This is a genomic window from Pseudomonas sp. 3MAES_34.3B (assembly GCF_058145875.1).
This window is the reverse complement of record NZ_CM176960.1, coordinates 874,166-895,017: the sequence shown is the minus strand read 5'-3', so window position 1 is coordinate 895,017 and position 20,852 is coordinate 874,166. Positions and strand designations below refer to the sequence as shown.

General features: G+C 59.8%; 20 protein-coding genes. 5 read left to right on the top strand and 15 right to left on the bottom strand.

What is annotated here, in order from left to right:
* Nucleotides 1-132: 132 nt before the first annotated feature.
* The 7 genes from cyoE to hmpA all read right to left on the bottom strand — a co-directional run bounded on the left by cyoE (nt 133) and on the right by hmpA (nt 7,369).
* Nucleotides 133-1,023, bottom strand: a complete 891-nt coding sequence (gene cyoE / locus AC3Z8Y_RS03985; protein WP_490088550.1) for a heme o synthase — start codon at nt 1,021-1,023, stop codon at nt 133-135.
* Between the two features lie 10 nt (nt 1,024-1,033).
* On the bottom strand, nt 1,034-1,363 hold the full coding sequence (gene cyoD / locus AC3Z8Y_RS03980; RefSeq protein ID WP_181117142.1) for a cytochrome o ubiquinol oxidase subunit IV: 330 nt from the start codon (nt 1,361-1,363) through the stop codon (nt 1,034-1,036).
* A complete protein-coding gene (locus AC3Z8Y_RS03975) occupies nt 1,363-1,986 on the bottom strand; it encodes a cytochrome o ubiquinol oxidase subunit III (RefSeq protein WP_490088549.1) in 624 nt (207 codons plus the stop codon). The genes cyoD and AC3Z8Y_RS03975 overlap by 1 nt, the downstream gene beginning before the upstream one ends.
* Nucleotides 1,987-1,989: 3 nt before the next feature.
* A complete protein-coding gene (cyoB, locus tag AC3Z8Y_RS03970; RefSeq protein WP_490088548.1) occupies nt 1,990-4,014 on the bottom strand; it encodes a cytochrome o ubiquinol oxidase subunit I in 2,025 nt (674 codons plus the stop codon).
* 3 nt (nt 4,015-4,017) lie between these two features.
* The gene (gene cyoA, locus AC3Z8Y_RS03965; RefSeq protein WP_490088547.1) at nt 4,018-4,953 is read right to left on the bottom strand and encodes a ubiquinol oxidase subunit II; all 936 of its coding nucleotides are present in this window, start codon (nt 4,951-4,953) and stop codon (nt 4,018-4,020) included.
* Nucleotides 4,954-5,508: 555 nt separating this feature from the next.
* On the bottom strand, nt 5,509-6,015 hold the full coding sequence (locus AC3Z8Y_RS03960; protein ID WP_490088546.1) for a disulfide bond formation protein B: 507 nt from the start codon (nt 6,013-6,015) through the stop codon (nt 5,509-5,511).
* Between the two features lie 172 nt (nt 6,016-6,187).
* Entirely contained in the window at nt 6,188-7,369 is a 1,182-nt protein-coding gene (hmpA, locus tag AC3Z8Y_RS03955) for an NO-inducible flavohemoprotein (protein ID WP_490088545.1), read from the bottom strand.
* A gap of 149 nt (nt 7,370-7,518) precedes the next feature.
* On the opposite strand from hmpA, the gene norR reads away from it, so the two are divergent.
* Nucleotides 7,519-9,108, top strand: coding sequence for a nitric oxide reductase transcriptional regulator NorR (gene norR, locus AC3Z8Y_RS03950; RefSeq protein ID WP_490088544.1), 1,590 nt, complete (start codon nt 7,519-7,521; stop codon nt 9,106-9,108).
* A gap of 50 nt (nt 9,109-9,158) precedes the next feature.
* Nucleotides 9,159-10,049 carry a chemotaxis protein CheV gene (locus tag AC3Z8Y_RS03945; RefSeq protein WP_490088543.1) on the top strand — a complete coding sequence of 297 codons (891 nt, stop codon included), beginning with the start codon at nt 9,159-9,161 and terminating at the stop codon, nt 10,047-10,049.
* A gap of 39 nt (nt 10,050-10,088) precedes the next feature.
* Here AC3Z8Y_RS03945 and AC3Z8Y_RS03940 read toward each other — a convergent pair whose 3' ends face one another.
* Entirely contained in the window at nt 10,089-10,226 is a 138-nt protein-coding gene (locus tag AC3Z8Y_RS03940; RefSeq protein ID WP_490088542.1) for a hypothetical protein, read from the bottom strand.
* Between the two features lie 356 nt (nt 10,227-10,582).
* Between AC3Z8Y_RS03940 and AC3Z8Y_RS03935 the strand changes: the two genes are divergently transcribed.
* On the top strand, nt 10,583-12,115 hold the full coding sequence (locus AC3Z8Y_RS03935) for a sensor domain-containing diguanylate cyclase (RefSeq protein WP_490088541.1): 1,533 nt from the start codon (nt 10,583-10,585) through the stop codon (nt 12,113-12,115).
* A gap of 34 nt (nt 12,116-12,149) precedes the next feature.
* Here AC3Z8Y_RS03935 and AC3Z8Y_RS03930 read toward each other — a convergent pair whose 3' ends face one another.
* Nucleotides 12,150-12,605 carry a ferritin-like domain-containing protein gene (locus AC3Z8Y_RS03930; protein WP_490088540.1) on the bottom strand — a complete coding sequence of 152 codons (456 nt, stop codon included), beginning with the start codon at nt 12,603-12,605 and terminating at the stop codon, nt 12,150-12,152.
* A gap of 207 nt (nt 12,606-12,812) precedes the next feature.
* Between AC3Z8Y_RS03930 and AC3Z8Y_RS03925 the strand changes: the two genes are divergently transcribed.
* Entirely contained in the window at nt 12,813-13,040 is a 228-nt protein-coding gene (locus AC3Z8Y_RS03925; protein ID WP_490088539.1) for a DUF3820 family protein, read from the top strand.
* Nucleotides 13,041-13,097: 57 nt separating this feature from the next.
* Here AC3Z8Y_RS03925 and AC3Z8Y_RS03920 read toward each other — a convergent pair whose 3' ends face one another.
* Entirely contained in the window at nt 13,098-13,757 is a 660-nt protein-coding gene (locus tag AC3Z8Y_RS03920) for a bifunctional 4-hydroxy-2-oxoglutarate aldolase/2-dehydro-3-deoxy-phosphogluconate aldolase (protein WP_490088538.1), read from the bottom strand.
* Between the two features lie 84 nt (nt 13,758-13,841).
* Entirely contained in the window at nt 13,842-15,308 is a 1,467-nt protein-coding gene (zwf, locus tag AC3Z8Y_RS03915; RefSeq protein ID WP_490088537.1) for a glucose-6-phosphate dehydrogenase, read from the bottom strand.
* A gap of 215 nt (nt 15,309-15,523) precedes the next feature.
* Here zwf and hexR point away from each other — a divergent pair, with 215 nt between their 5' ends.
* The gene (hexR, locus tag AC3Z8Y_RS03910) at nt 15,524-16,378 is read left to right on the top strand and encodes a DNA-binding transcriptional regulator HexR (RefSeq protein ID WP_181117196.1); all 855 of its coding nucleotides are present in this window, start codon (nt 15,524-15,526) and stop codon (nt 16,376-16,378) included.
* A 94-nt stretch (nt 16,379-16,472) separates the two neighbouring features.
* Here hexR and AC3Z8Y_RS03905 read toward each other — a convergent pair whose 3' ends face one another.
* The 4 genes from AC3Z8Y_RS03905 to AC3Z8Y_RS03890 form a co-directional block, all read right to left on the bottom strand.
* Nucleotides 16,473-17,762, bottom strand: coding sequence for a carbohydrate porin (locus tag AC3Z8Y_RS03905; protein ID WP_490089926.1), 1,290 nt, complete (start codon nt 17,760-17,762; stop codon nt 16,473-16,475).
* Between the two features lie 138 nt (nt 17,763-17,900).
* Complete coding sequence (locus tag AC3Z8Y_RS03900) at nt 17,901-19,061, bottom strand: ABC transporter ATP-binding protein (RefSeq protein ID WP_490088536.1); 1,161 nt, start codon at nt 19,059-19,061, stop codon at nt 17,901-17,903.
* Between the two features lie 5 nt (nt 19,062-19,066).
* Nucleotides 19,067-19,810: a carbohydrate ABC transporter permease gene (locus tag AC3Z8Y_RS03895; RefSeq protein WP_490089925.1), complete on the bottom strand. Its 744-nt coding sequence runs from the start codon at nt 19,808-19,810 to the stop codon at nt 19,067-19,069.
* A 94-nt stretch (nt 19,811-19,904) separates the two neighbouring features.
* The gene (locus AC3Z8Y_RS03890) at nt 19,905-20,813 is read right to left on the bottom strand and encodes a carbohydrate ABC transporter permease (protein WP_181117125.1); all 909 of its coding nucleotides are present in this window, start codon (nt 20,811-20,813) and stop codon (nt 19,905-19,907) included.
* Between the last annotated feature and the right edge of the window lie 39 nt (nt 20,814-20,852).

The window sequence follows — 20,852 nt, the reverse complement described above, 5'->3', positions numbered from 1 at the left end:
CGCCCGGAACCGTCCGAGCGACGCTGGCCAGATCATTTGGCCTGGCCCGAAGATAGAGCCATCCCTCCCCTGTTGTCCAGTAAGCGCCCATAAAAAAACCGGGCAGCGCCCGGTTTTTTCATTCCGCATACCTTACGGCAATGCGGAAGTCAGCAGCAGCCCAGCGGACGCCTTGAAGTCCACCGACATCATCACACTGAGTGCCGTGATGGTGAAGATGGAAAACACGAACAGCTTGCGCGCCCATACCCGGTCGTCGGAGGCCTTGTAGCCTGTCCACGCCATATACAGCCAGTACATGCCCATGGCAGCCGCCACGGCCATGTAGCTCAACCCGGCGTAGCCGCCAAGGGTAAGCATCAGCGTAGCGAGCACGAACGCCAGGATGTAATACACGATATGCCGTTTGGCTACCGAGATCCCGCGCTCTACCGGCAGCACCGGAATGGACGCCGCACGGTAATCGTTGAGGCGGAAGATGGCGATCGCATAGGAATGCGGCATTTGCCACAAGCTGAACATCACCAGCAAGGTAAGCGCGGCCATGTCGAAGCGGCCGGTCACCGCCACGTAACCGATTACCGGCGGCATGGCTCCCGAAAGGCTGCCTACCAGCGTGCCATGCACGGACCTGCGCTTGAGATAGAGGCTATATAGCCCTACGTAGATCGCAAACCCCACCAGGCCCGCGAAGGCGGCTAGCGGGTTGGCCAGCTTGTAGAGCAGGCCGAACCCGAGCAGCCCCAGCACGGTGGCATACACCAGCGCGACCTTGACGGAGATGATGCCCTGTACGATTGCACGATTGCGCGTGCGCTCCATCTTCACGTCGATATCGCGGTCGATGCAGTTGTTGAACGCACAACCCGATGCAACGACCAGCGATGTACCAATCACCGTGGCAAGGAACAGGCCGAGATCGACATGCCCTTGCGCAGCCAGGAAGAAGCCGCCCGCCACAGAAAGCACGTTACCGAAAATGATCCCCGGTTTGGTGATTTGGATAAAGTGCTTAACGGACATGCAAGCTACCTCACTTCGCCAGCATGAAGTGGTGAACGCTGAACATGATCCACAGCGACAGGCCAACGAGGAAAACGATGATCACCGCCGAGAAAATGAAGGCTATCACGTTCCAGCGCTGCTCCGAAGACCGGTCCAGGTGCAGGAAGTAGATCAGGTGAACGATCACCTGAACCACCGCGAACACCAGGATGATCGCAAGGATCGCGTCCTTGGACATCGACTGGAACATCACCAGGCCAAACGGAATCACTGTCAGGATCACCGACAGGATAAAGCCGACCATGTACGACTTGGTGCTGCCGTGGCTGGCGCCACCGGCGGAATGGTTGTTAGCCATTACAAGGCCCCCATCAGGTAGACAACGGTGAACACGCAGATCCAGACCACGTCCAGGAAGTGCCAGAACAGGCTGAGGCAGCTCATGCGGGTCTGGTTCGTCGCGGTCAGGCCGTGCTTGCTGATCTGAGCCATCATCACGGCCATCCACAGCAGGCCGCTGGACACGTGCAGACCATGGGTACCTACCAGCGTGAAGAACGCCGACAGGAAACCGCTACGCTGAGGGCCGTAGCCTTCTTCGATCAGCTTGTGGAACTCGTTGAGTTCCATGCCGATGAAGCCAAGGCCGAAGAGGAAGGTGATGAACAACCAGGTCATCACGCCGCTCTTGTTGCCCTTGTACATCGCCAGCATGGAGAAGCCGAAGGTGATCGAACTGAACAGCAGCAGGAAGGTTTCGACCAGGACATAGTCCAGTTCGAAGATCTCGTGCCCCGAAGGGCCACCCGCGAAGTTCCCGGCCAGCACCCCGTACGCGGCGAAGATCGACGCGAACAGGATGCAGTCAGTCATCAGGTAGATCCAGAAGCCGAAGACAGTCATGCCCCCGGCATCATGGTGATAGTCGTGCCCATGCTCGTGGCTATGGGCGACTTCACCGTGCAGAACGGTATTAGTCATGGTTCAAACCTTCTCCAACGTGGAGTTCACACGAGTACCGCTGGTAACGCCGGCATGGGCGTTGGCCAGTGCGCGCTGACGCTCGCCCTCGATACGGGCGACTTCCGCCGCCGGAACGTAGTAGTCGATGTCGTCGTCGTAGCTGCGCACGATCAAAGTGATGATCATGCCCACGAAGCCTACGGCAGCCGCCCACCAGATGTGCCAGATCATCGCGAAGCCGAACACCAGGCTGAACGCTGCGATCACGAAGCCCATGCCCGTGTTGCGCGGCATGTGGATCTGCTTGTAGTCCGCGGCATCAGCGGTGGCTGCGCCACGCTCTTTCATACCCCAGTAAGCGTCCAGGTCGGAAACCACGGGCACTTCAGCGAAGTTGTAGAACGGAGGTGGCGACGAAGTCGACCATTCCAGGGTACGGCCATCCCATGGGTCGCCGGTGACGTCGACGTTCTTCTTGCGATCGCGGATCGACACGTAGATCTGTAGCAACTGGAAGCCGATACCGGCGGCCACGAACAGTACGCCGACCATTGCCACATAGAACCATGGAGTCCATTCGGGGTTGTCGGTGTGGTTCAGGCGACGGGTCATGCCCATGAAGCCCAGTACGTACAGCGGCATGAAGGCGAAGTAGAAGCCGATCAACCAGCACCAGAAGCTGTACTTGCCCAGACGCTCGTTGAGCTTGAAGCCAAACGCTTTCGGGAACCAGAAGGTGAAGCCGGCCAGGTAGCCGAACACGGCGCCGCCGATGATCACGTTATGGAAGTGTGCGATCAGGAACAGGCTGTTGTGCAGCACGAAGTCCGCGCCGGGCACTGCCAGCAGTACGCCGGTCATACCGCCGATACTGAAGGTCACGATGAAGCCGACGGTCCAGAGCATCGGAGTCTTGAACTCGATGCGGCCGCGGTACATGGTGAACAGCCAGGTGAAGATCTTCACACCTGTCGGTACGGCGATGATCATCGTCATGATGCCAAAGAAGGCGTTGACGTTCGCACCCGCACCCATGGTGAAGAAGTGGTGCAGCCATACGATGAACGACAGTACGGTGATGGCGATGGTTGCCCATACCAGCGACACGTAGCCGAACAGGCGCTTCTTGGCGAAGGTCGAAGTCACTTCCGAGAACACACCGAATGCCGGCAGGATCAGGATGTAAACTTCAGGGTGGCCCCACGCCCAGAACAGGTTGACATACATCATCGGGTTCCCACCAAGCTCGTTGGTGAAGAAGTGCATACCCAGATAACGGTCAAGCGACAGCAGCAGCAGTGTGGCGGTCAGGATCGGGAACGAGGCGGCGATCAGGATCGCGGTGCACAGGCAGTTCCAGGTGAACACCGGCATCTTCATCAAGGTCATGCCAGGGGCACGCATCTTGAGAATGGTGACGATGAAGTTCACACCGGTAAGCAAGGTACCCAGGCCGGATATCTGCAGCGCCCAGATGTAGTAGTCCACCCCCACGCCCGGGCTGTACTGGATGCCCGACAATGGCGGGTAGGCTACCCAGCCGGTCTTGCCGAATTCACCGATACCGAGCGAGATGTTGACCAGCAACGCACCGACCACGAAGAACCAGAAGCTCACCGAGTTCAGGAACGGGAAGGCCACGTCGCGGGCGCCGATCTGCAACGGCACCACGATGTTCATCAGGCCGATCATGAACGGCATCGCCATGAAGATGATCATGATCGTACCGTGAGCGGTGAAGATCTGATCATAGTGTTCAGGCGGAAGGTAGCCGGTCGAACCGCCCACGGCAATCGCCTGCTGCGTACGCATCATGATGGCGTCGGCAAAGCCGCGGATCAGCATGATGATCGCCACGGCGATGTACATCACGCCGATTTTCTTGTGGTCGACAGAGGTGAACCACTCTTTCCAGAGATAGCCCCACTTCTTGTAGTAGGTAATCGCTGCGAATACACCTGCCCCGAGCACGGCAACGATGGCGAGGGTCACCATCACTATCGGCTCGTGGAAGGGTATCGCTTCCAGAGTTAATTTACCGAACATCTTTTACTCCTCTGCCCCAGCAGCTGAATTCTCACTTACTTCCTTACCTTCCTTGCCAAGCACACCCTTCTCGTGCATCCCATGGTGGCCAGCGTTCATGCCTTCATACTTGTCGATGATGGACTGGAACAGGTTAGGCGTAGCCGAGGAATACAGCGCGACGGGGTTCTTTTCGCTTGGTTTGGCCAGTGCTGCGTATTCGGCCGAATCAAGCTTCTTCGGTGAATTGCGAACGTCGTTGACCCAGGCATCGAAGCCTTCCTGAGTAGTGGCTTGCGCCTGGAAGGTCATGCCGGTGAAGCCAGCGCCGCTGTAGTTGGCGGAGATACCCTGGAAGTCGCCGTTTTCATTGGCGATCAGGTGTAATTTGGTCTGCATGCCCGCCATGGCGTAGATCTGGCCACCCAATGCAGGGATGAAGAACGAGTTCATCACGGCGTCCGAGGTAATCTCGAAGCTGACCGGGGTATGCGCCGGGAACACGATCTTGTTCACGGTGGCGATGCCCTGTTCCGGATAGATGAACAGCCATTTCCAGTCCAGCGCAACAACCTGGATACGCACCGGCTTGACGTCGGAATCGAGCGGGCGATAGGGGTCGAGGTGGTGGGTGGACACGTAGGTCACATAGCCAAGGACCAGAATGATGATCAGCGGAACGCCCCAGACGACCGCTTCAATCTTGGTGGAGTGGGCCCATTCCGGCGCGTAGGTCGCGCTCCGGTTCGACGCACGATATCTCCAGGCGAACCAGAAGGTCATGACGATCACCGGGATGACCACCGTGAGCATCAGGCCGAACGCGAGGAAAATCAGGTTTCTCTCGTCGATGCCCACCTGCCCCTTGGGATTGAGCAGGGTCCAGTCGCACCCACTGAGAAAAAGCATGCCGAAAAAGGGCAATATGCCAAACAGTCTGGGGTAACGCTTTTTACTCATCTCACGACCTCTAAAGCTTGCTTCAATGCAATGTGTGTTGTGATCGCCAACACTTCGTCCTGCCAAGCGTCAGCATTTTTCGGGATCGAACATGTAGGTGCCTGGAAACCAGCCGCTGCTGAATCAGGCGCCCCGTGTCGTACAGTGCTCAAATTGCTTTGACTCGTCGGATTATAGGCAAGTCGCCCGATCGCGCCCCATTCCTTTGAGGTACCCATCGGGGGTGACAACCGTGAAGGGTAGACAACCGGACACCGCAGGTGCCTCCCGCAGTCCGAAAAAAAAGGCTTACGCCTTGATTTGCAAGGGCCTGGAGAGGTTGGCCATACGGAAATTGCCGCGATTGTAGTGAGCTAACCCAGTGATGAATATGACTTATATAGCAACAGTACATTACTGATTATGCAACAATAGCTCGATATTTCAAGCCCTTGCGACATGTTGTCGCAGCGCAGTCGAAGCGGGCCAAAGGCTTGAATGACGCGGGTTTCAGACGATTTCACGAACAGAGCGGACGATCAGCCACGATAACGGGATCGTTACGATCGGCATGATTCATGACCGCCGGCGGTTGCTCCATACGCCCAAGGGTACGAGCACCGTAATGAGCACAAAGGCAACCAACGCCCATTGGGCCAGCGACAGCCCGAGCACGGGTGGGTACGGCGTGGTGCAAAACCCTTGGACCTCGAACACCGAGGGTAGCCACCTGGCAAGGGGAAGGCCGTCGACAATCGGCTGCAGTACGTCCACCCCGCAACTGGACAGTGGATGCGCCAATACCCATACATGCTTGCCAGCGGCGGCAATGCCCCCCAACGCGCTCACCACCGCAAGCGCCTCGAATACCGTGACCGCGCGCCGACCCGGCAGCGCTGCGCCGATGAACGCGAACACGCCGATGAACAGGAATGCATACCGTTGGAGGATGCACAGCGGGCATGGCGCTTCGCCTAGCACCACCTGCATATAAAGGGCGCCTCCAAGCAGGGCCATGCAGATAATGCCTAGCAGGAAAAGAAAGCGCCGCTCACGTGCCAGCGAGAAATGTGTGGGTTCCATGGGACGTCCTATTGTGCCGGTCACAGCACGCTTCACCGCGAAGGGGCGCTAAGGTAGCACCGTTGATCGGGGAGCAGTAAAGGAAGCACGTATTAAACGTCGGTTAAATGCGAAAAGATATTACCGGCGTGATAGCGGACCCTTGTGGGAAAGGCCTCCTGCACCGGTATCGTCACACCAAGGCAGACGCCGGCCCGAAGAACTCGTGCCGAGTTTGCTCAGGTGGAACCCCCAACGCTTCCAGGCTGCGTTTCACCGCTACCATGAACGGCTTCGGGCCAAGCACATAGGCATCCACGTCGCGGTTACCCGGTAGCCAGCGCTCCAGATGCTCGCTACTGAGCAGGCCTACCGCGTCAACACCCGCCCTCCCCTCTTCCCCTTCGGCATAGCAGTAAAAGCGCGACAGCTGAGGGTGTTGCCGTGCCTGTTCGTCGAGCCAATCACGAAACGCATGTACTTGCGCGTTACGGGCACTGTGGATAAACACGATAGGGCGCCCCGTAGGCAATGCAGCCTCAAGCATCGCCAGAGTAGGCGTAATGCCCACCCCACCGCTGATCAGCACCACCGGGCGTTCGCCTGGTTGCAATACGAACTCTCCCGATGGCGGGAACAGTTCCAATGTATCGCCTACCGCGAAGCGCTCATGGAGAAACGGGGAAACCACGCCTCCTGCAACGCGTTTCACGCTGATCCGGTAGCCGCCGGCATTGCCCAAGGCAGACACGGAATAATTGCGGCGGTGCTCCGCACCATCAATCAACAAGCGCACGCCGATATATTGGCCCGGAGCCGCCGGCAACACAGGCTTGCCATCGGCGGGCACCAGATAGAACGAAGCAATTTCAGTACTTTCCTGAACCTTGCGCGCCAGCACGAAGGGTCGGGCTCCACGCCAGCCACCCGTCGCGGTTTCCTTCTCATGATAAAGCCCCTCTTCGGCGCCTATCAGGATGTCTGCCAATTGCCCATAGGCTGCGCCCCAGGCTTCGAGCACCGCAGGGGTCGCGACCTCGGCACCCAGCACTTCGGAAATGGCGCGCAGCAAGCAGCCACCTACGATGGGATAGTGCTCAGGGAGGATCTGCAGGGCCACATGCTTGTTGATGATCTGGCTTACCAGCCCGCCAAGCGCCTCCAGCCGATCAATGTGCCGGGCATACATAAGCACGCCATTGGCCAATGCGCGGGGTTGATCGCCGCTGGCCTGGTTAGCCTGGTTGAACAGCGGGCGTACTTCGGGATGTTCTGCCAACAGCAGCTTGTAGAAATGCGTGGTAAGCGCTTCTCCGCCACTCTCCAGCAACGGGACGGTGGCCTGGATGATGGCACGGTGTTGAGCACTGAGCATGATATTCTCCGAAAGGTCCGTGAGGTGTCTGCTCAAGGGCTTACAGAATCCATGCCAGCTGAAGGGCCGATAAAAATCAGGCACTTAGGCGTGCAGCGTCGAAATGACTCGCAGCCATACGGAGTCACTTCGACCCCAAGCGAGTCGATATGACCTCCAAACCACTGCTTGAGGCCTTGCTGGGGCTGGTTTCCGACCTCTCCCAGACACTGCCGGCGACCGAACGTTACCAGCGGCTGCTGCACGCCATGCGTGGCTTGCTTCCGTGTGATGCTGCCGCCTTGCTGCGCCTGGACGCCGACTGGCTGGTCCCGGTGGCCGTAGACGGCTTGAGCGACGACACCCTCGGGCGCCGCTTCAGAGTCAGCGAACACCCCCGCTTCCAGGCGCTGTTAAGCCGAACCTCACCCACACGTTTCCCGGCCGACAGCCCGTTGCCCGATCCTTACGATGGCCTGGTTGCCGGGCATGGCAGCCACCTGGAGGTGCATGACTGCCTGGGGTGCCCGCTTTATGTGGATCAGCAACCCTGGGGGCTGTTGACGCTGGACGCCCTGGACCCCCGCCGGTTCGACGGCATCGAACCCGGTACGTTGGAAGCCTTTGCCAGCCTGGCCGCGGCGATAGTGACGGTAGAACAGCAGATCGCCCGCCTCGCCTCGGGTCAACGTAACGAGCTGAATGGAGCATCCCGCGCAGGTTTTTCCAGCGACGAGATCATTGGGCAGAGCCCGGCGATTCGCCAGCTGATGGCGCAGATCCAACTGGTAGGGCCAAGCGAGCTTACCGTTCTGGTTACCGGGGAAACCGGGGTAGGCAAGGAACTGGTGGCTCAGGCGCTGCACAAGGCGTCCGGTCGGGCGGCCAAACCTCTGATCAGCCTCAATTGCGCCGCGCTGCCGGACGCCCTGGTAGAAAGCGAGTTGTTCGGGCACGTAAAAGGCGCGTTTACCGGCGCCGTGAGCGACCGGCGAGGCAAGTTCGAGCTGGCCGACGGCGGTACCTTATTCCTCGATGAAGTTGGCGAACTACCTTTGGCGGTGCAGGCCAAGCTACTGCGCGTGCTCCAGACCGGCCAGCTGCAGCGATTGGGCTCAGACCGTGAGCATCGGGTGGCGGTGCGGTTGATCGCGGCCACCAACCGGGATCTGGCGGCAGAAGTAGCCGCAGGACGTTGCCGCGCCGATTTCTATCATCGCCTCAGCGTTTACCCGCTTCCGGTTCCGCCGTTGCGCAGGCGAGGCCGGGATATTCTCTTGCTGGCCGGTTACTTTCTGGAGCAAAACCGCTCACGTCTGGGCCTCAACAGCCTGCGCCTCAGTAAAGAAGCCCAGGCAGCGTTGCTCGCCTATCCATGGCCGGGCAACGTCAGGGAGCTGGAACACATGATCAGCCGCTCAGCGTTACGTGCGTTGGGCAGGCTACCCTCGCGCCCTCGCATCCTCACCCTCGCGGCGCAGGACCTGGACCTGGACCTCGCCCCTGGCAGAGATTGGCCCGACGCATCCAGGCAAGCGTTTGTTGCCGCTGAAGCGTCGGTAGCGGCAAGCGAGCACGGCGACTTGCGCGAGGCCGTCGACCGCTTTCAGCGCGGGATGATCGAGGCTGCCTTGCGCCGTCATGGGTACCATTGGTCCAACGCCGCCCGGGAGCTGGGGCTCGATCGCGCAAACCTCAGCCGCCTGGCACGACGGCTCGGGATTGCCCGGCCCTCAAGCGATCCGGCAGGCGGCCGATAAACCCTGAGTATTTCCCGCGGCCCGTTCCGCACCCGCTTCAGAAGGTAGATATGTCCAAAGCAAACGCCGAGTCGCTCTCGCTCCTGTTGTTCACCCTGCGCAGCGGCAAACTGATGGCCATCAACCTGCTGAAGGTCAGTGAGATCATTCCCTGCCCGGCGCTCACTCGCCTTCCCGACTCCCACCCCCATGTGCGTGGCATCGCCACCCTGCGCGGTGCGTCGCTCTCGGTGATCGACCTCAGCCGGGCAATTGGCGAGCGGCCGCTGGAAGATCCTTCGGGCGGCTGCCTGATCGTCACCGATGTCAGCCGCTCCCGCCAGGGCCTGCATGTGCAGGCGGTGATCCGCATCATTCACTGCCGCTCTACAGACATCCTTCCACCACCGCATGCGTCTGGCGGGCGCTCCTTCATTACCGGGGTCACCCAGGTGGATGGCGCGCTGGTGCAGGTGCTGGATATCGAGAAGGTGATCCATGGTATTGCCCCGCCCCGGCCCGAACCCGTGTCAAAAGACCTGACGTTCGAGCAAGCCGAGTTACTGGCCCAGGCGCGAATACTGGTTGTGGATGACAGCCAGGTCGCCTTGCAGCAATCGGTGCTTGCCCTGCGCAGCCTCGGGATTGAATGCCAGACTGCGCGTAGTGCGAAGGACGCGATGATGTGCCTGCTTGACCTGCAAGGGACCGCGCAGGAAATCAACATTGTGGTATCGGACATCGAGATGCCAGTGATGGACGGCTATGCACTCACCCGCACCCTTCGTGAAAGCGTTGACTTCAATCAGTTGTACATCCTCCTGCATACGTCCCTGAACAGCGCCATGAACAGCCGGCGGGCGGATGAAGCGGGCGCGGATGCGGTGCTGACCAAGTTTTCATCGCCAGAGCTTACCGAGTGCCTGATCCGGGCCGCTCGCGCCGTGATTTCGAAGCCGTGAGTTCCAAAGCTATGGCTGCAAAAACCACGTTGAGCCGGGTCACAGCTCGATGATCAGGCCGGCAATAGCCAGCAGGCAGTTGCCAGCCCCCTGTGCCAAGGGGAAAACGAGCAACTGAACCGCACCGGCAAAGCTGATCAGCAATGCGCCTGGTACAACGCTGGAGACGATGGACATGGCAGATTCTTTATTGGTTTTGCAAGCTAGTGTCTCCGGCGGGCCTGAATGGATCTATCAGGCGCTTCCGAGCGTTCTGTAGGAAAAGTCAGTTCAGATTGGTCGCGTGCCCTCAGCCCGCGCCGCGATCATGATCCCGGCACTTTTTTCAAACACACGTTGGCTCCACTCGCTTCCGACGTTTTGGCAAGACTTCATCCTAACTTGCGGAAACATAAGGGTTTAATGCTGAACGGTTTAAGCTTCATGTTTACCGGTCGTCCAGGCTGGCACTTTGCCAGCGATCTGCACCTTGTGAGCCCTGGCTGGGCTACCTAGAATGGCCCCGCCCGCCCCGCCTTCGAGTTATCGCTGTCATGCCACTCTCTGTCACCCGCCTCGCTGTGAATGCAGAGCGCACGCTTGTAATCGGGAGCGTGGCGGCAATCCTGACCATTGTTGGCATCGTGGCGTTTCTGCTCAACGAGGAATACGACAGCGCCAGGGAGGTTGCGCTACGCAGCGCCAATAACGTTGCACAACTGATCGACAGCGATATCCAGCGCACAGTCGAGCTTTACGACCTGTCGCTCCAGGGCCTGATCGATGCTTCGCAAAACCCGGAGCTTTCGCAGGTTCCGCCTTCTCTCAAGCGCCAGCTGTTGTTCGGGCGCGCCATCTCTATACCGCTTCGGGGCGACATTCTGTGGGTCGACCAACACGGCGCGGTGGTTGCCGATTCGCTCTCACCCGAACCGCGGCCGTTCGATTTCAGCCAGCGTGACAATTTCCGCCAGCATGCTTCTTCGCCTTCGTTGGCGCTTCACATCAGCCGCCCGTTTGAAGATCAGCTGGGCGAGCTCAATTGGTGTGTGGCCTTCACCCGGCGGATATCGGGCCCTGGCGGGGAGTTCCGCGGCATGGCGTCAAGCGTGTTGCGGCTGGACTATTTCGCTGGCCTGTTCAAAAGCTTGAATATCGGCAAGGGCAGCAGCGTGAGCCTGGCCAACCTCGATGGCGATATGCTTGCACGTGAGCCAAAGCCTCCTGGGCGCTCGGTAATCGGCGACAACTTCGCTAGCTGGCCGAACATGCGACGCATGCTTGACGGCGGCGCTTCAGGCTATTTCATGTCCACGTCAGGGCTGGACGGGATCAAACGGGTATACACCTATAGCCGCGTAGCCGACCTGCCGTTGATGGTAATCGTAGCCATGGCGTACGACGACGTCTTCGGCCCATGGCAACGCACCGCCCTGGTCATCTGCCTCGCAACGCTGGGGCTGTGCCTGGGCATCGCCTGGCTTACAGTGCTGTTTATGCGCGAGCTGCGTCGCGGCAGGCGTTCGGAAAGCACGCTCGCCGCGCTGGCTGCCACCGATGGGCTCACTGGCCTGGCTAATCGCAGGCGCCTGGACGATACGTTGCAGCATGAGTGGGCGCGCACGCAGCGCAATCGACGTGGGTTGGCCGTGCTGATGATCGATGTGGACCATTTCCGGGCCTTTAACGAGCGCCATGGCCACCACGGCGGCGATCAGGCATTGCGCCGCGTAGCTGATGTCATCAACCAGAGCGTACAGCGCCCCGGCGACCTCGCGGCACGTTATGGCGGCGAAGAGTTCATGGTGGTGCTGGTCGAAACCGGCTTAAATGGCGCCCTTGCCGTGGCCGAATCGCTGCGGCATCAGATTGAAGCACTGGTACTTAGCGAATTGGATGATGCGCGCCTCACCGTCAGCATCGGGGTAGCGGCTTCATTTGATCAGGCTGGGCTGCCCGCGACCCTGGAGAATGTTCTCTGTGAAGCCGATGCGGCGCTCTATCGGGCCAAGCGCGAGGGCCGGAACCAGGTGTGCCACGCCGAGCCCGGTAGCCAGGCAAAAAAAACGCCGGCAACGCCGGCGTAAGAGGGATTCCAGCTTAAGCTGGTACGAGCAAGATTCAGCTGGCGCGAGCGATATTGCGCAGGGCCTTGATCTGGTCATGGTTACGCTGAACACCGTGGAACTGGCGCTCCACAATGGCGTACACATTGGCTGGCAGCGGCTGTTTCAAGGCTTCACTGTAAGCCTTGATGGCGACGTCCTCACCACGTTCGGCTTCGTTCAATACGGCTTCTTCACTTTTGCCGGTGATAAGGGATTTGAGATCGACCCAGCGACGGTGCAAGTCACCGCTCAGGCTAGTGGAGTCTTCCGGGCTGCCCCCGAGGGCAGTCACTTCGGCTTGCAACTCACCGGCGGCGTTTTTGCACTCTTGCGAATGCTTGAGGAAAAGTGCCTTGAGTTCAGGGTTTTTAATGTCATCAGCGCAGGCCTTGAAGCCTTCCTCACCGTCTTTGCAAGTTTCGATCAGGCGGTTGAGTACCGATACAACATCTTCTCCAGACTTGGTCATTTTAATCTTCCTCTTGGCAGTATGCTTTGGAAGAGAGAAGAGCAGACTTCGTGCCAGCCTTGGATAATTCCGGTTACTCAGTAAAATCAATGCGTTATAAACGAGCATGGTTTTACGCTACCATTCGGAATGCAATATCGTGCTCATGCTTCATTGCAAAATGCATGCAGAAGCAGCCCATTCCGCAAAACAACACGGCGCCAAACAATGGACTTTCAAAAACTTGAGGCGTTGGTAACCACCAAGATGCCCTACGGTAAATACAAAGGCCGCTTGCTGGCTGACCTGCCAGGCAATTATCTGGGTTGGTTCGCTCGGCAGGGCTTTCCCCATGGGGAACTCGGCGCCTTGCTGGCACTGATGCACGAGATTGATCATAACGGGCTGAACGACCTGCTTGCGCCACTGAGGCTGAAGCACCGATCCGCAGAATAAAAAAAGGTGCGCCGACCAAGCGCACCTAAAAGCCATGAAACGAGCAACAATGCTGTATCAGAACAACGCAACGGCCTCGCGGCTGCATTGTTCGACCTTGTCCCACTCCCCGCCGCTGATCCACGCCTTGTCGAGCATCCATGTACCGCCCACGCACATCACGTTCGGCAAGCTCATGTACGCCTTCACATTGCCAGTGTTCACGCCACCGGTGGGGCAGAAGCGAACGTCGCCAAATGGGCCGCCGAAGGCTTTGATTGCCGCGACGCCGCCGCAGATCTCCGCGGGGAACAACTTGAAGCGGCGATAGCCCAGGGCATAACCCATCATGATTTCCGAGGCTGTGGCAATGCCAGGCAACAGCGGGATCGCACTCTCCACACCCGCTTCGAGCATGTCCTGGGTGGCGCCGGGCGTTACCACGAACTGAGCTCCCGCCTCTTCCACAGCAGCAAACATCTGCCGGTCCAGCACGGTCCCTGCTCCCACGGTCAACTCCGGCCGGTGCTGGCGAAGCATCTTGATTGCCTTCAACCCGTACTGGGACCGTAGCGTCACTTCGAGGCAGGTAAGCCCACCCGCCGCCAGCGCATCGGCCAATGGCAGGATTTCGCTTTCGGAATTGATGACTATCACCGGGAGAATGCGCGCACGCTGCGCCATCTCGTCGATGAATTTGACCTTGTCCGCCATGCGGGATTGTTGTTCAGGCGTCATAACGGCTGATCCTTGGCTCTGGGGCACCGGTGAGGCCCGGCGTGTTGTGGTGGTTGCTGGGCCGTCGCGTTCAGGCGGCCGTGTTCAGATATCGCCATACCAGGACCTGCCATCGCGCGTGATCAGCGCAATGGAACTCATCGGGCCCCAGGAGCCCGCCGCGTACGGCTTGGGCGCATCGCCGGATTTCTTCCACCCGGCGATCAACTGGTCGCACCAGCGCCAGGCGTATTCGATCTCGTCCTTGCGTACGAAGAGGTTCTGGTTGCCTTGCATCACTTCGAGCAACAGACGTTCGTAGGCATCCGGGATACGCGAGCTACGGTAGGTGTCGGAGAAATTGAGCTGCAGTGGTCCGCTGCGCAGGTGCATGCCTTTGTCCAGGCCCTGCTCCTTGGTCATTACGCGCAAGGAAATGCTTTCGTCAGGCTGCAGCCGGATGATCAGTTTGTTGCTGATCTGCAGGCGCTGCTCTGGCGCGAAAATATAGTGTGGCGGTTCCTTGAAGTGGATCACGATCTGCGACAACTTTTGCGGCATGCGCTTGCCCGTACGCAGGTAGAACGGCACCCCGGCCCAACGCCAGTTGCGGATATCGGCCCGCAGGGCCACGAAGGTTTCGGTGTCGCTCTGGGTATTGGAGTTCTCTTCTTCAAGGTACCCCGGCACGCCGCGGCCCTCGCTGTAGCCCGCGATGTATTGGCCGCGAACCACGTGGGTGCTCAGGCCTTCACCGGTAATGGGCGCCAGTGCCTTGAGCACTTTCACCTTTTCGTCACGGATGGCGTCGGCGGAAAGGTCCGCAGGCGGGTCCATGGCAATCAGGCACAGCAGCTGCAGCAGGTGGTTCTGCACCATGTCACGCAATTGACCCGCCTTGTCGAAGTAACCCCACCGCCCTTCGATACCCACCTTCTCGGCAACGGTGATCTCCACATGGGAAATGTAGTTCTGGTTCCACTGGGTTTCGAACAGGCTGTTGGCGAACCGCAGGGCGATCAGGTTCTGTACGGTTTCCTTGCCCAGGTAATGGTCGATCCGGTACACGCGGTTTTCCGGGAAGTAATGCGCGACCGCATCGTTCACCCGTTGCGAGGATTCCAGGTCATGGCCAATGGGCTTTTCCAGCACAACACGAGTGCGCTCGGCCAAGCCCACCTTCGCGAGGTTCTCGCAAATGGCGCCGTACACCGCGGCCGGCGTAGCGAAGTAGGCGATCACCTGGGCCGCAGGCCCGATGCGCTCGGCCAGTACGGCGTAGTCCTCGGCCAGGAGGAAATCCACATGCAGGTATTCCAGGCGTGCCTTGAACCGCGCCAGATGGTCCGTATCAAGCTCTGCCGCCGGGACGAATTCGTGCAGGTGCTCTTCGATCGCTGCCAGATGCTCGCTGACTTCGCCGGGCTCACGGGCCAATGCGAACAAGCGGGTGTCGGGGTGCAACAAGCCTGCACGCTCCAGCTGGTACAACGCCGGAAACAGTTTTCGCAAGGCCAGGTCACCGAGGGCGCCGAAGAGAGCAAAGGTGCAAGGTTCGGAAATCGACAGCATGATATGGGTTCTTTTATCAAGTTGGACGAGTATTACGGGTTTTGACCCCGTCGATCAAGTCGAAATGTAGTAATAAAACAACAAGCGCCACGCTTGCCGCGCCGGTACTGGTGATCGCCGTGGCCCATCAGTACGATAGACCACCCATCACGGCTGCCGTGCCGGGAAACGACCCGCGGTGCGGGCCGGCTATCACAGGAGATTACATGGATCGCGTGCGCAACCTACTGGAACAGATCCAGGGGCGCCTCGAAGAGCTGAACAAGGCAGAGCGTAAAGTTGCCGAGGTAATTCTCGGTAACCCCCAGCAGGCTACCCGGTTCAGTATCGCCGCACTGGCGCAGGCCGCCAAGGTCAGTGAGCCCACGGTGAACCGCTTCTGCCGCTCGTTCGGCGTAAGCGGCTATCCAGAACTCAAACTCCAACTGGCTCAGAGCCTGGCCAGCGGCGCGGCTTACGTAAGCCGTGCGGTGGCGCCGGACGACGACCCCGCCGCCTATACGCAGAAGATATTCTCCAGCGCCATTGCCTCGCTGGACAGCGCCTGCCAGCAGCTGGACCCGCAATTGGTAAGCCGCGCCGTGGACCTGATGATCCAGGCCCGGCAGATCCACTTCTTCGGCCTGGGCGCTTCGGCGCCGGTGGCTCTGGATGCGCAGCACAAATTCTTCCGCTTCAATCTGGCCGTTTCCGCTCATGCGGACGTGCTGATGCAGCGCATGCTCGCCTCGGTGGCGCATACGGGCGAACTGTTCGTGATCATTTCCTATACCGGTCGCACGCGCGAGCTGGTGGAAGTGGCACGCATCGCTCGGGAAAACGGCGCGTCGGTGCTGGGGCTCACTGCAGCCGGTTCGCCATTGGCGCAGGCGAGCAGCTTGAGCCTGAACATCCCGCTGCCCGAGGACACGGATATCTACATGCCCATGACCTCACGCATCATCCAGCTCACCGTACTGGACGTCCTGGCCACGGGCATGACCCTGCGCCGCGGCTCGGACTTCCAGCCGCACTTGCGCAAGATCAAGGAGAGCTTGAACGCCAGCCGGTATCCCCTCGAAGAGGGGTAACCGAGCAGATCATTCCCGGGCTCCGCCCGGTCCTAACCATGTAGGACTGGGGGGCCGGCCATCCGGCGTGAGCCCGGGAACAACGACAACGCGATTAGAACTTGGACTGCACCTTCAGGCCAGCCACCAGTGCGTTGTCCACATCATCCACGCCACCTGGGCGCTTGATGTACTGCAGGTTGGGACGCACGGTCAGCCAGTTGGTGACGTGGAAGCCGTAGTAGATCTCGGCATCGTATTCGCTGCTGCGTACCGGCACGTAGCTTGGGTTGTCGTAGTCGTCGATACCGCTCAAGGCGTTGGCCAGGCGAGCGTTGTCAGACACATCGTCGTTCACGTGGATACGTGCAATGCCCACGCCGATGTCATCCTTCGGACGGCTGTCCAGCAACCCTTTGTAAACGAAGCCTACTTGCTGGTAGTTGTCCACCACGGTAGTGGCCTTGTCGTGCACGGTGGCGTTGGCAAAGATGCTCAGGCCGCGGCTGGCGTCGCCGTTGTGGCTGGTCAGCTGCTGCTGGACCACAACCCATGCACCATGTTTGCTGCCATGGCTACGGTAGGCACCGCCACTGCTGGCTTGCAACTGGCCGTCTTCGCCTTCCGATACGTCGTTCGCCTTGGCCGTGCTGTAGTAGTAGCCCAGGCGGTACTCGCCCGGCAAGCCGTTGACGGTCGGCGACCACACCACTTCCACTGGAATGATCGCACCCTTGGTGCCGCTGCCGCTCAGCTTCCAGGCATTGCCGGTTTCGAGATAGGACGGGTTCTGCTCGTAGGCACCGATCTGTGCGTAGAACTCAGGCGTGATGTTGTACTTCACGCGCAATGCCCACTGCGACACAGGCCAGTTGTACCAGATGTCCCCGATCCAGTTACCCACCTGCGAGCCGCAGAACGCCAGGTTCTGGAAGTCGCAAGGGAAGCTGTTGAAGTCCTCGCCCTCGCCGAAACGGCCGAATTTCACGTCCAGCTTGTCGTCCAGGAAGGTCTGCTTGACCCACATCTGGGTCAGGCGCCAGGTTTGGCCCCGGCCCCATACTTCCTGCGAGGAACTGAGCGTGCCGGCGCGCGGGTCGCCGATGCGGTCGTTGCTGATGTTGCGGCCGCTACGCTCGGTGACTGCCAGCTTGAACTCCGCGCCGTGCCAGCCGAAGAGCTTTTCCAGGTCCAGCTGTACGCCCAGCGCGAACTGGTCCGAGTAACGAGCCGTACGGTCGTCGTTATAGCCCCCGTTCAGGTTGGTGGCTGCCTCACCTACGTACTCCAGGGTGAAGTCATAACCCTTGTCGTACAGCTCATGACGCAGCCCGCCCCAGTCGCCAGTGCCATATTGCGACGCATCGTAGGGCTTGGCCGCGTAGGCAGTGGTTGCCAACCCCATCGCGCCCAACACCGAAAGCTGGCGCGCCAGCCGCAAGGTGCTCGTTTTGGTGATGATTTGCTTGTTCATTCCCTGGCTACCCTCGTTTTATTGTTATTGGAACTCATCGTTGTGCGGCGGGTGTTGGCACCCGCTCACTCAGCGGCCCGTGAACCGGGCCACGTTGTCGCTGCGCGGCTGCTCCACTGGCGCAGCCGCCAATCCCAGACGTTCGCCGGTGGCGGCGTCGAACAGCAGGACCTTGCTCGGATCGAAGCGTACATCCAGTGACGCCCCCACCGCCGGTGCGTCGTCGGGGGCCACCCGGCAGCACACCTTCGTGTCGTTCAGAGTCACGAACACCAGGGTATCAGGCCCGGTAGGCTCGATGACCTGGACTTCCGTCCGCAGGCCGGGGAAGGCGCTGCCCGCCTCCCTTGCCACGATCAGTTGTTCCGGGCGCACACCCAGAATTACCTCTCGATCCTCAAGGCCTGCGGTATGCAGGCCAAGGGGCAACTCGCAGCGTGCCTGGCCGCTGTCCAGCACAGCGACCAGGCCTACATCCCGCCGCTGCAGGCGCAGCGGAATGAAGTTCATGGGTGGCGAACCGATAAAGCTTGCCACAAACAGGTTAGCCGGATCGTTATAAATATCCTTCGGCGTACCAAATTGCTGAATGATGCCGTCCTTCATCACGGCAACCTTGTCACCCAGGGTCATGGCCTCGATCTGATCATGGGTCACATACACGGTGGTGGTACGCAACCGCTGGTGCATCAGCTTGATCTCGGTGCGCATTTCCACACGCAGCTTGGCGTCCAGGTTCGACAACGGCTCGTCGAACAGGTAGATCTTCGGCCGCCGCGCCAGCGCACGCCCCATGGCCACCCGCTGCTGTTGCCCGCCCGAGAGCTGGCCAGGCTTGCGTGTAAGCAGGTGTTCGATCTGCAGCAGCTTGGCCACGCGGGCCACTTCCTGATCGATTTCGGCTGTGGGCATCTTGCGGATCTTGAGCCCGAACGCAATGTTCTCGCGCACCGTCATGGTGGGGTACAGCGCGTACGACTGGAACACCATGGCGATGTCCCGGTCTTTCGGGCTCATGCCGCTGATGTCCACGCCGTCAACCATGATCGCGCCACCGGTGATGTTCTCAAGGCCGGCGATGCAGTTCATCAGGGTCGATTTACCACACCCCGACGGGCCTACCAGGATCAGGAACTCACCAGAGTCGATCGCCAGCTGGATGTCCTTGAGGGTGTCCGGCAAGCCGCTGCCGTAGCTTTTGATTACGTTACGCAGTTCAAGCGTTGCCATGTGCCTTACCCCTTGACCGCGCCGGCCGTGAGCCCGCGCAGGAAATACTTGCCTGCCAGCACATACACTAGCAGTGTCGGTAGCCCGGCGATCATCGCCGCAGCCATATCCACGTTATATTCCTTCACCCCGGTGCTGGTATTGACCAGGTTGTTCAGCGCCACGGTAATGGGCTGGGCATCGCCACTGGCAAACACCACGCCGAAGAGGAAGTCGTTCCAGATCTGGGTGAATTGCCAGATCAGGCACACCATGATGGTAGGAATCGACATCGGCAGCAGAATGCGACCGAAAATCGTGAAGAACCCCGCTCCGTCCAGCCGTGCGGCGCTCACCAGCGCATCCGGCACGCTCACGTAAAAGTTGCGGAAGAACAGCGTGGTAAACGCCAGGCCGTACACCACGTGTACCAGCACAAGGCCCGTTGTGGTATTGGCCAGGCCCATTTTGCCCAGGGTGAACGAAGCCGGAAGCAGTACGGTCTGGAACGGCAGGAAGCAGCCAAACAGCAACAACCCGAAGAACAGCTGGGAGCCCCGAAAACGCCACATCGACAGCACATAACCGTTGAGCGCGCCCACGAAGGTAGAAATGAGCACGGCCGGAACAGTGATTTTCACCGAATTCCAGAAATAACCCCCCACGGTGTTCCAGGCTTTCTGCCAGCCTTCCAGGGTAAACACCTGCGGAAGGCTCAGCAGGTTGCCCGCGAAGACGTCCTCCGGCGACTTGAAGCTGGTAAGCAGCATCACCACCAAAGGCACCAGGTAGATCGCCGCCGCGACCAGCAGCACCGCATAGATGGCAACGCGATCCAGGGTCAGCCCCTGCTTGAGGCGAGTATCAGTCATGGCGCTTGCCTCGCAATTCCGAATAGAGGTAAGGCACCAGGATGGCCAGGATCGCCCCGAGCATCAGCATGGCACTGGCCGAGCCAACGCCCATCTGCCCGCGGCTGAAGGTGAAGGAATACATGAACACGGCGGGCAGGTCGGACGCATAGCCGGGGCCGCCAGCCGTCATTGCCATCACCAGGTCGAAGCTTTTGATCGCAATGTGCGCCAGGATCATGAACGCGCTGAAGAACACCGGGCGCAGGCTTGGCAACACAATCTTCATATAAATGGTGGGCAAGCTGGCGCCGTCTACCTGGGCCGCCCGCACGATGGAGCTGTCCACCCCTCGCAGGCCGGCGAGGAACAACGCCATCACAAAGCCCGAGGACTGCCACACGGCGGCGATCACCACGCAATAGATCACCCGGTCCTGATCCACCAGCCAGTCCAGCCTGAAGCCTTCCCAGCCCCAGTCGCGCAGCATCTTGTCCAGGCCAAGGCCTGGGTTGAGCAGCCACTTCCAGGCGGTGCCGGTGACGATCATCGACAGCGCCATGGGGTACAGGTAAACGGTGCGCAGGAAGCCTTCGCGGCGGATGCGCTGGTCCAGCAGCACGGCGAGGAATACACCGATCACCAGGCTGATGGCGATGAACATACCGCCGAAGATCGCCAGGTTCTTGCTGGCGACCCACCAGCGATCGTTGTCCAGCAGGCGCACGTACTGCTGCAGGCCAACGAACTTGTAATTGGGCATGAAGGTGGAACTGGTGAACGACAGCACGAACGTCCAGATGATGTAACCATAGAAGCCCACCAGCACGATCAACATGCTCGGTGCCAACACCAGCTTGGGTAGCCAGCGCTGGAGGGCATCCAGGGGTGACGCTTTGCTCAAGACCGCTACTGAGCTCATGACTTGTGATCCGCTAGAAGCATTCGGGTTCGGGGCCTG

What these genes read in the sequence shown, in the direction of transcription:
- AC3Z8Y_RS03925 (WP_490088539.1), top strand. Translation starts at nt 12,813, where the DNA reads ATGGACTTTCAAAAACTTGAGGCGTTGGTAACCACCAAGATGCCCTAC.
- AC3Z8Y_RS03890 (WP_181117125.1), bottom strand. Translation starts at nt 20,813, where the DNA reads ATGAGCTCAGTAGCGGTCTTGAGCAAAGCGTCACCCCTGGATGCCCTC.
- AC3Z8Y_RS03920 (WP_490088538.1), bottom strand. Translation starts at nt 13,757, where the DNA reads ATGACGCCTGAACAACAATCCCGCATGGCGGACAAGGTCAAATTCATC.
- norR (WP_490088544.1), top strand. Translation starts at nt 7,519, where the DNA reads ATGACCTCCAAACCACTGCTTGAGGCCTTGCTGGGGCTGGTTTCCGAC.
- AC3Z8Y_RS03940 (WP_490088542.1), bottom strand. Translation starts at nt 10,226, where the DNA reads ATGTCCATCGTCTCCAGCGTTGTACCAGGCGCATTGCTGATCAGCTTT.
- cyoD (WP_181117142.1), bottom strand. Translation starts at nt 1,363, where the DNA reads ATGGCTAACAACCATTCCGCCGGTGGCGCCAGCCACGGCAGCACCAAG.
- AC3Z8Y_RS03935 (WP_490088541.1), top strand. Translation starts at nt 10,583, where the DNA reads ATGCCACTCTCTGTCACCCGCCTCGCTGTGAATGCAGAGCGCACGCTT.
- cyoA (WP_490088547.1), bottom strand. Translation starts at nt 4,953, where the DNA reads ATGAGTAAAAAGCGTTACCCCAGACTGTTTGGCATATTGCCCTTTTTC.
- AC3Z8Y_RS03960 (WP_490088546.1), bottom strand. Translation starts at nt 6,015, where the DNA reads ATGGAACCCACACATTTCTCGCTGGCACGTGAGCGGCGCTTTCTTTTC.
- AC3Z8Y_RS03930 (WP_490088540.1), bottom strand. Translation starts at nt 12,605, where the DNA reads ATGACCAAGTCTGGAGAAGATGTTGTATCGGTACTCAACCGCCTGATC.
- AC3Z8Y_RS03895 (WP_490089925.1), bottom strand. Translation starts at nt 19,810, where the DNA reads ATGCTGCTTACCAGCTTCAAGTCGCCGGAGGACGTCTTCGCGGGCAAC.
- zwf (WP_490088537.1), bottom strand. Translation starts at nt 15,308, where the DNA reads ATGCTGTCGATTTCCGAACCTTGCACCTTTGCTCTCTTCGGCGCCCTC.
- hmpA (WP_490088545.1), bottom strand. Translation starts at nt 7,369, where the DNA reads ATGCTCAGTGCTCAACACCGTGCCATCATCCAGGCCACCGTCCCGTTG.
- AC3Z8Y_RS03975 (WP_490088549.1), bottom strand. Translation starts at nt 1,986, where the DNA reads ATGACTAATACCGTTCTGCACGGTGAAGTCGCCCATAGCCACGAGCAT.
- cyoB (WP_490088548.1), bottom strand. Translation starts at nt 4,014, where the DNA reads ATGTTCGGTAAATTAACTCTGGAAGCGATACCCTTCCACGAGCCGATA.
- AC3Z8Y_RS03905 (WP_490089926.1), bottom strand. Translation starts at nt 17,762, where the DNA reads ATGGGGTTGGCAACCACTGCCTACGCGGCCAAGCCCTACGATGCGTCG.
- AC3Z8Y_RS03945 (WP_490088543.1), top strand. Translation starts at nt 9,159, where the DNA reads ATGTCCAAAGCAAACGCCGAGTCGCTCTCGCTCCTGTTGTTCACCCTG.
- AC3Z8Y_RS03900 (WP_490088536.1), bottom strand. Translation starts at nt 19,061, where the DNA reads ATGGCAACGCTTGAACTGCGTAACGTAATCAAAAGCTACGGCAGCGGC.
- cyoE (WP_490088550.1), bottom strand. Translation starts at nt 1,023, where the DNA reads ATGTCCGTTAAGCACTTTATCCAAATCACCAAACCGGGGATCATTTTC.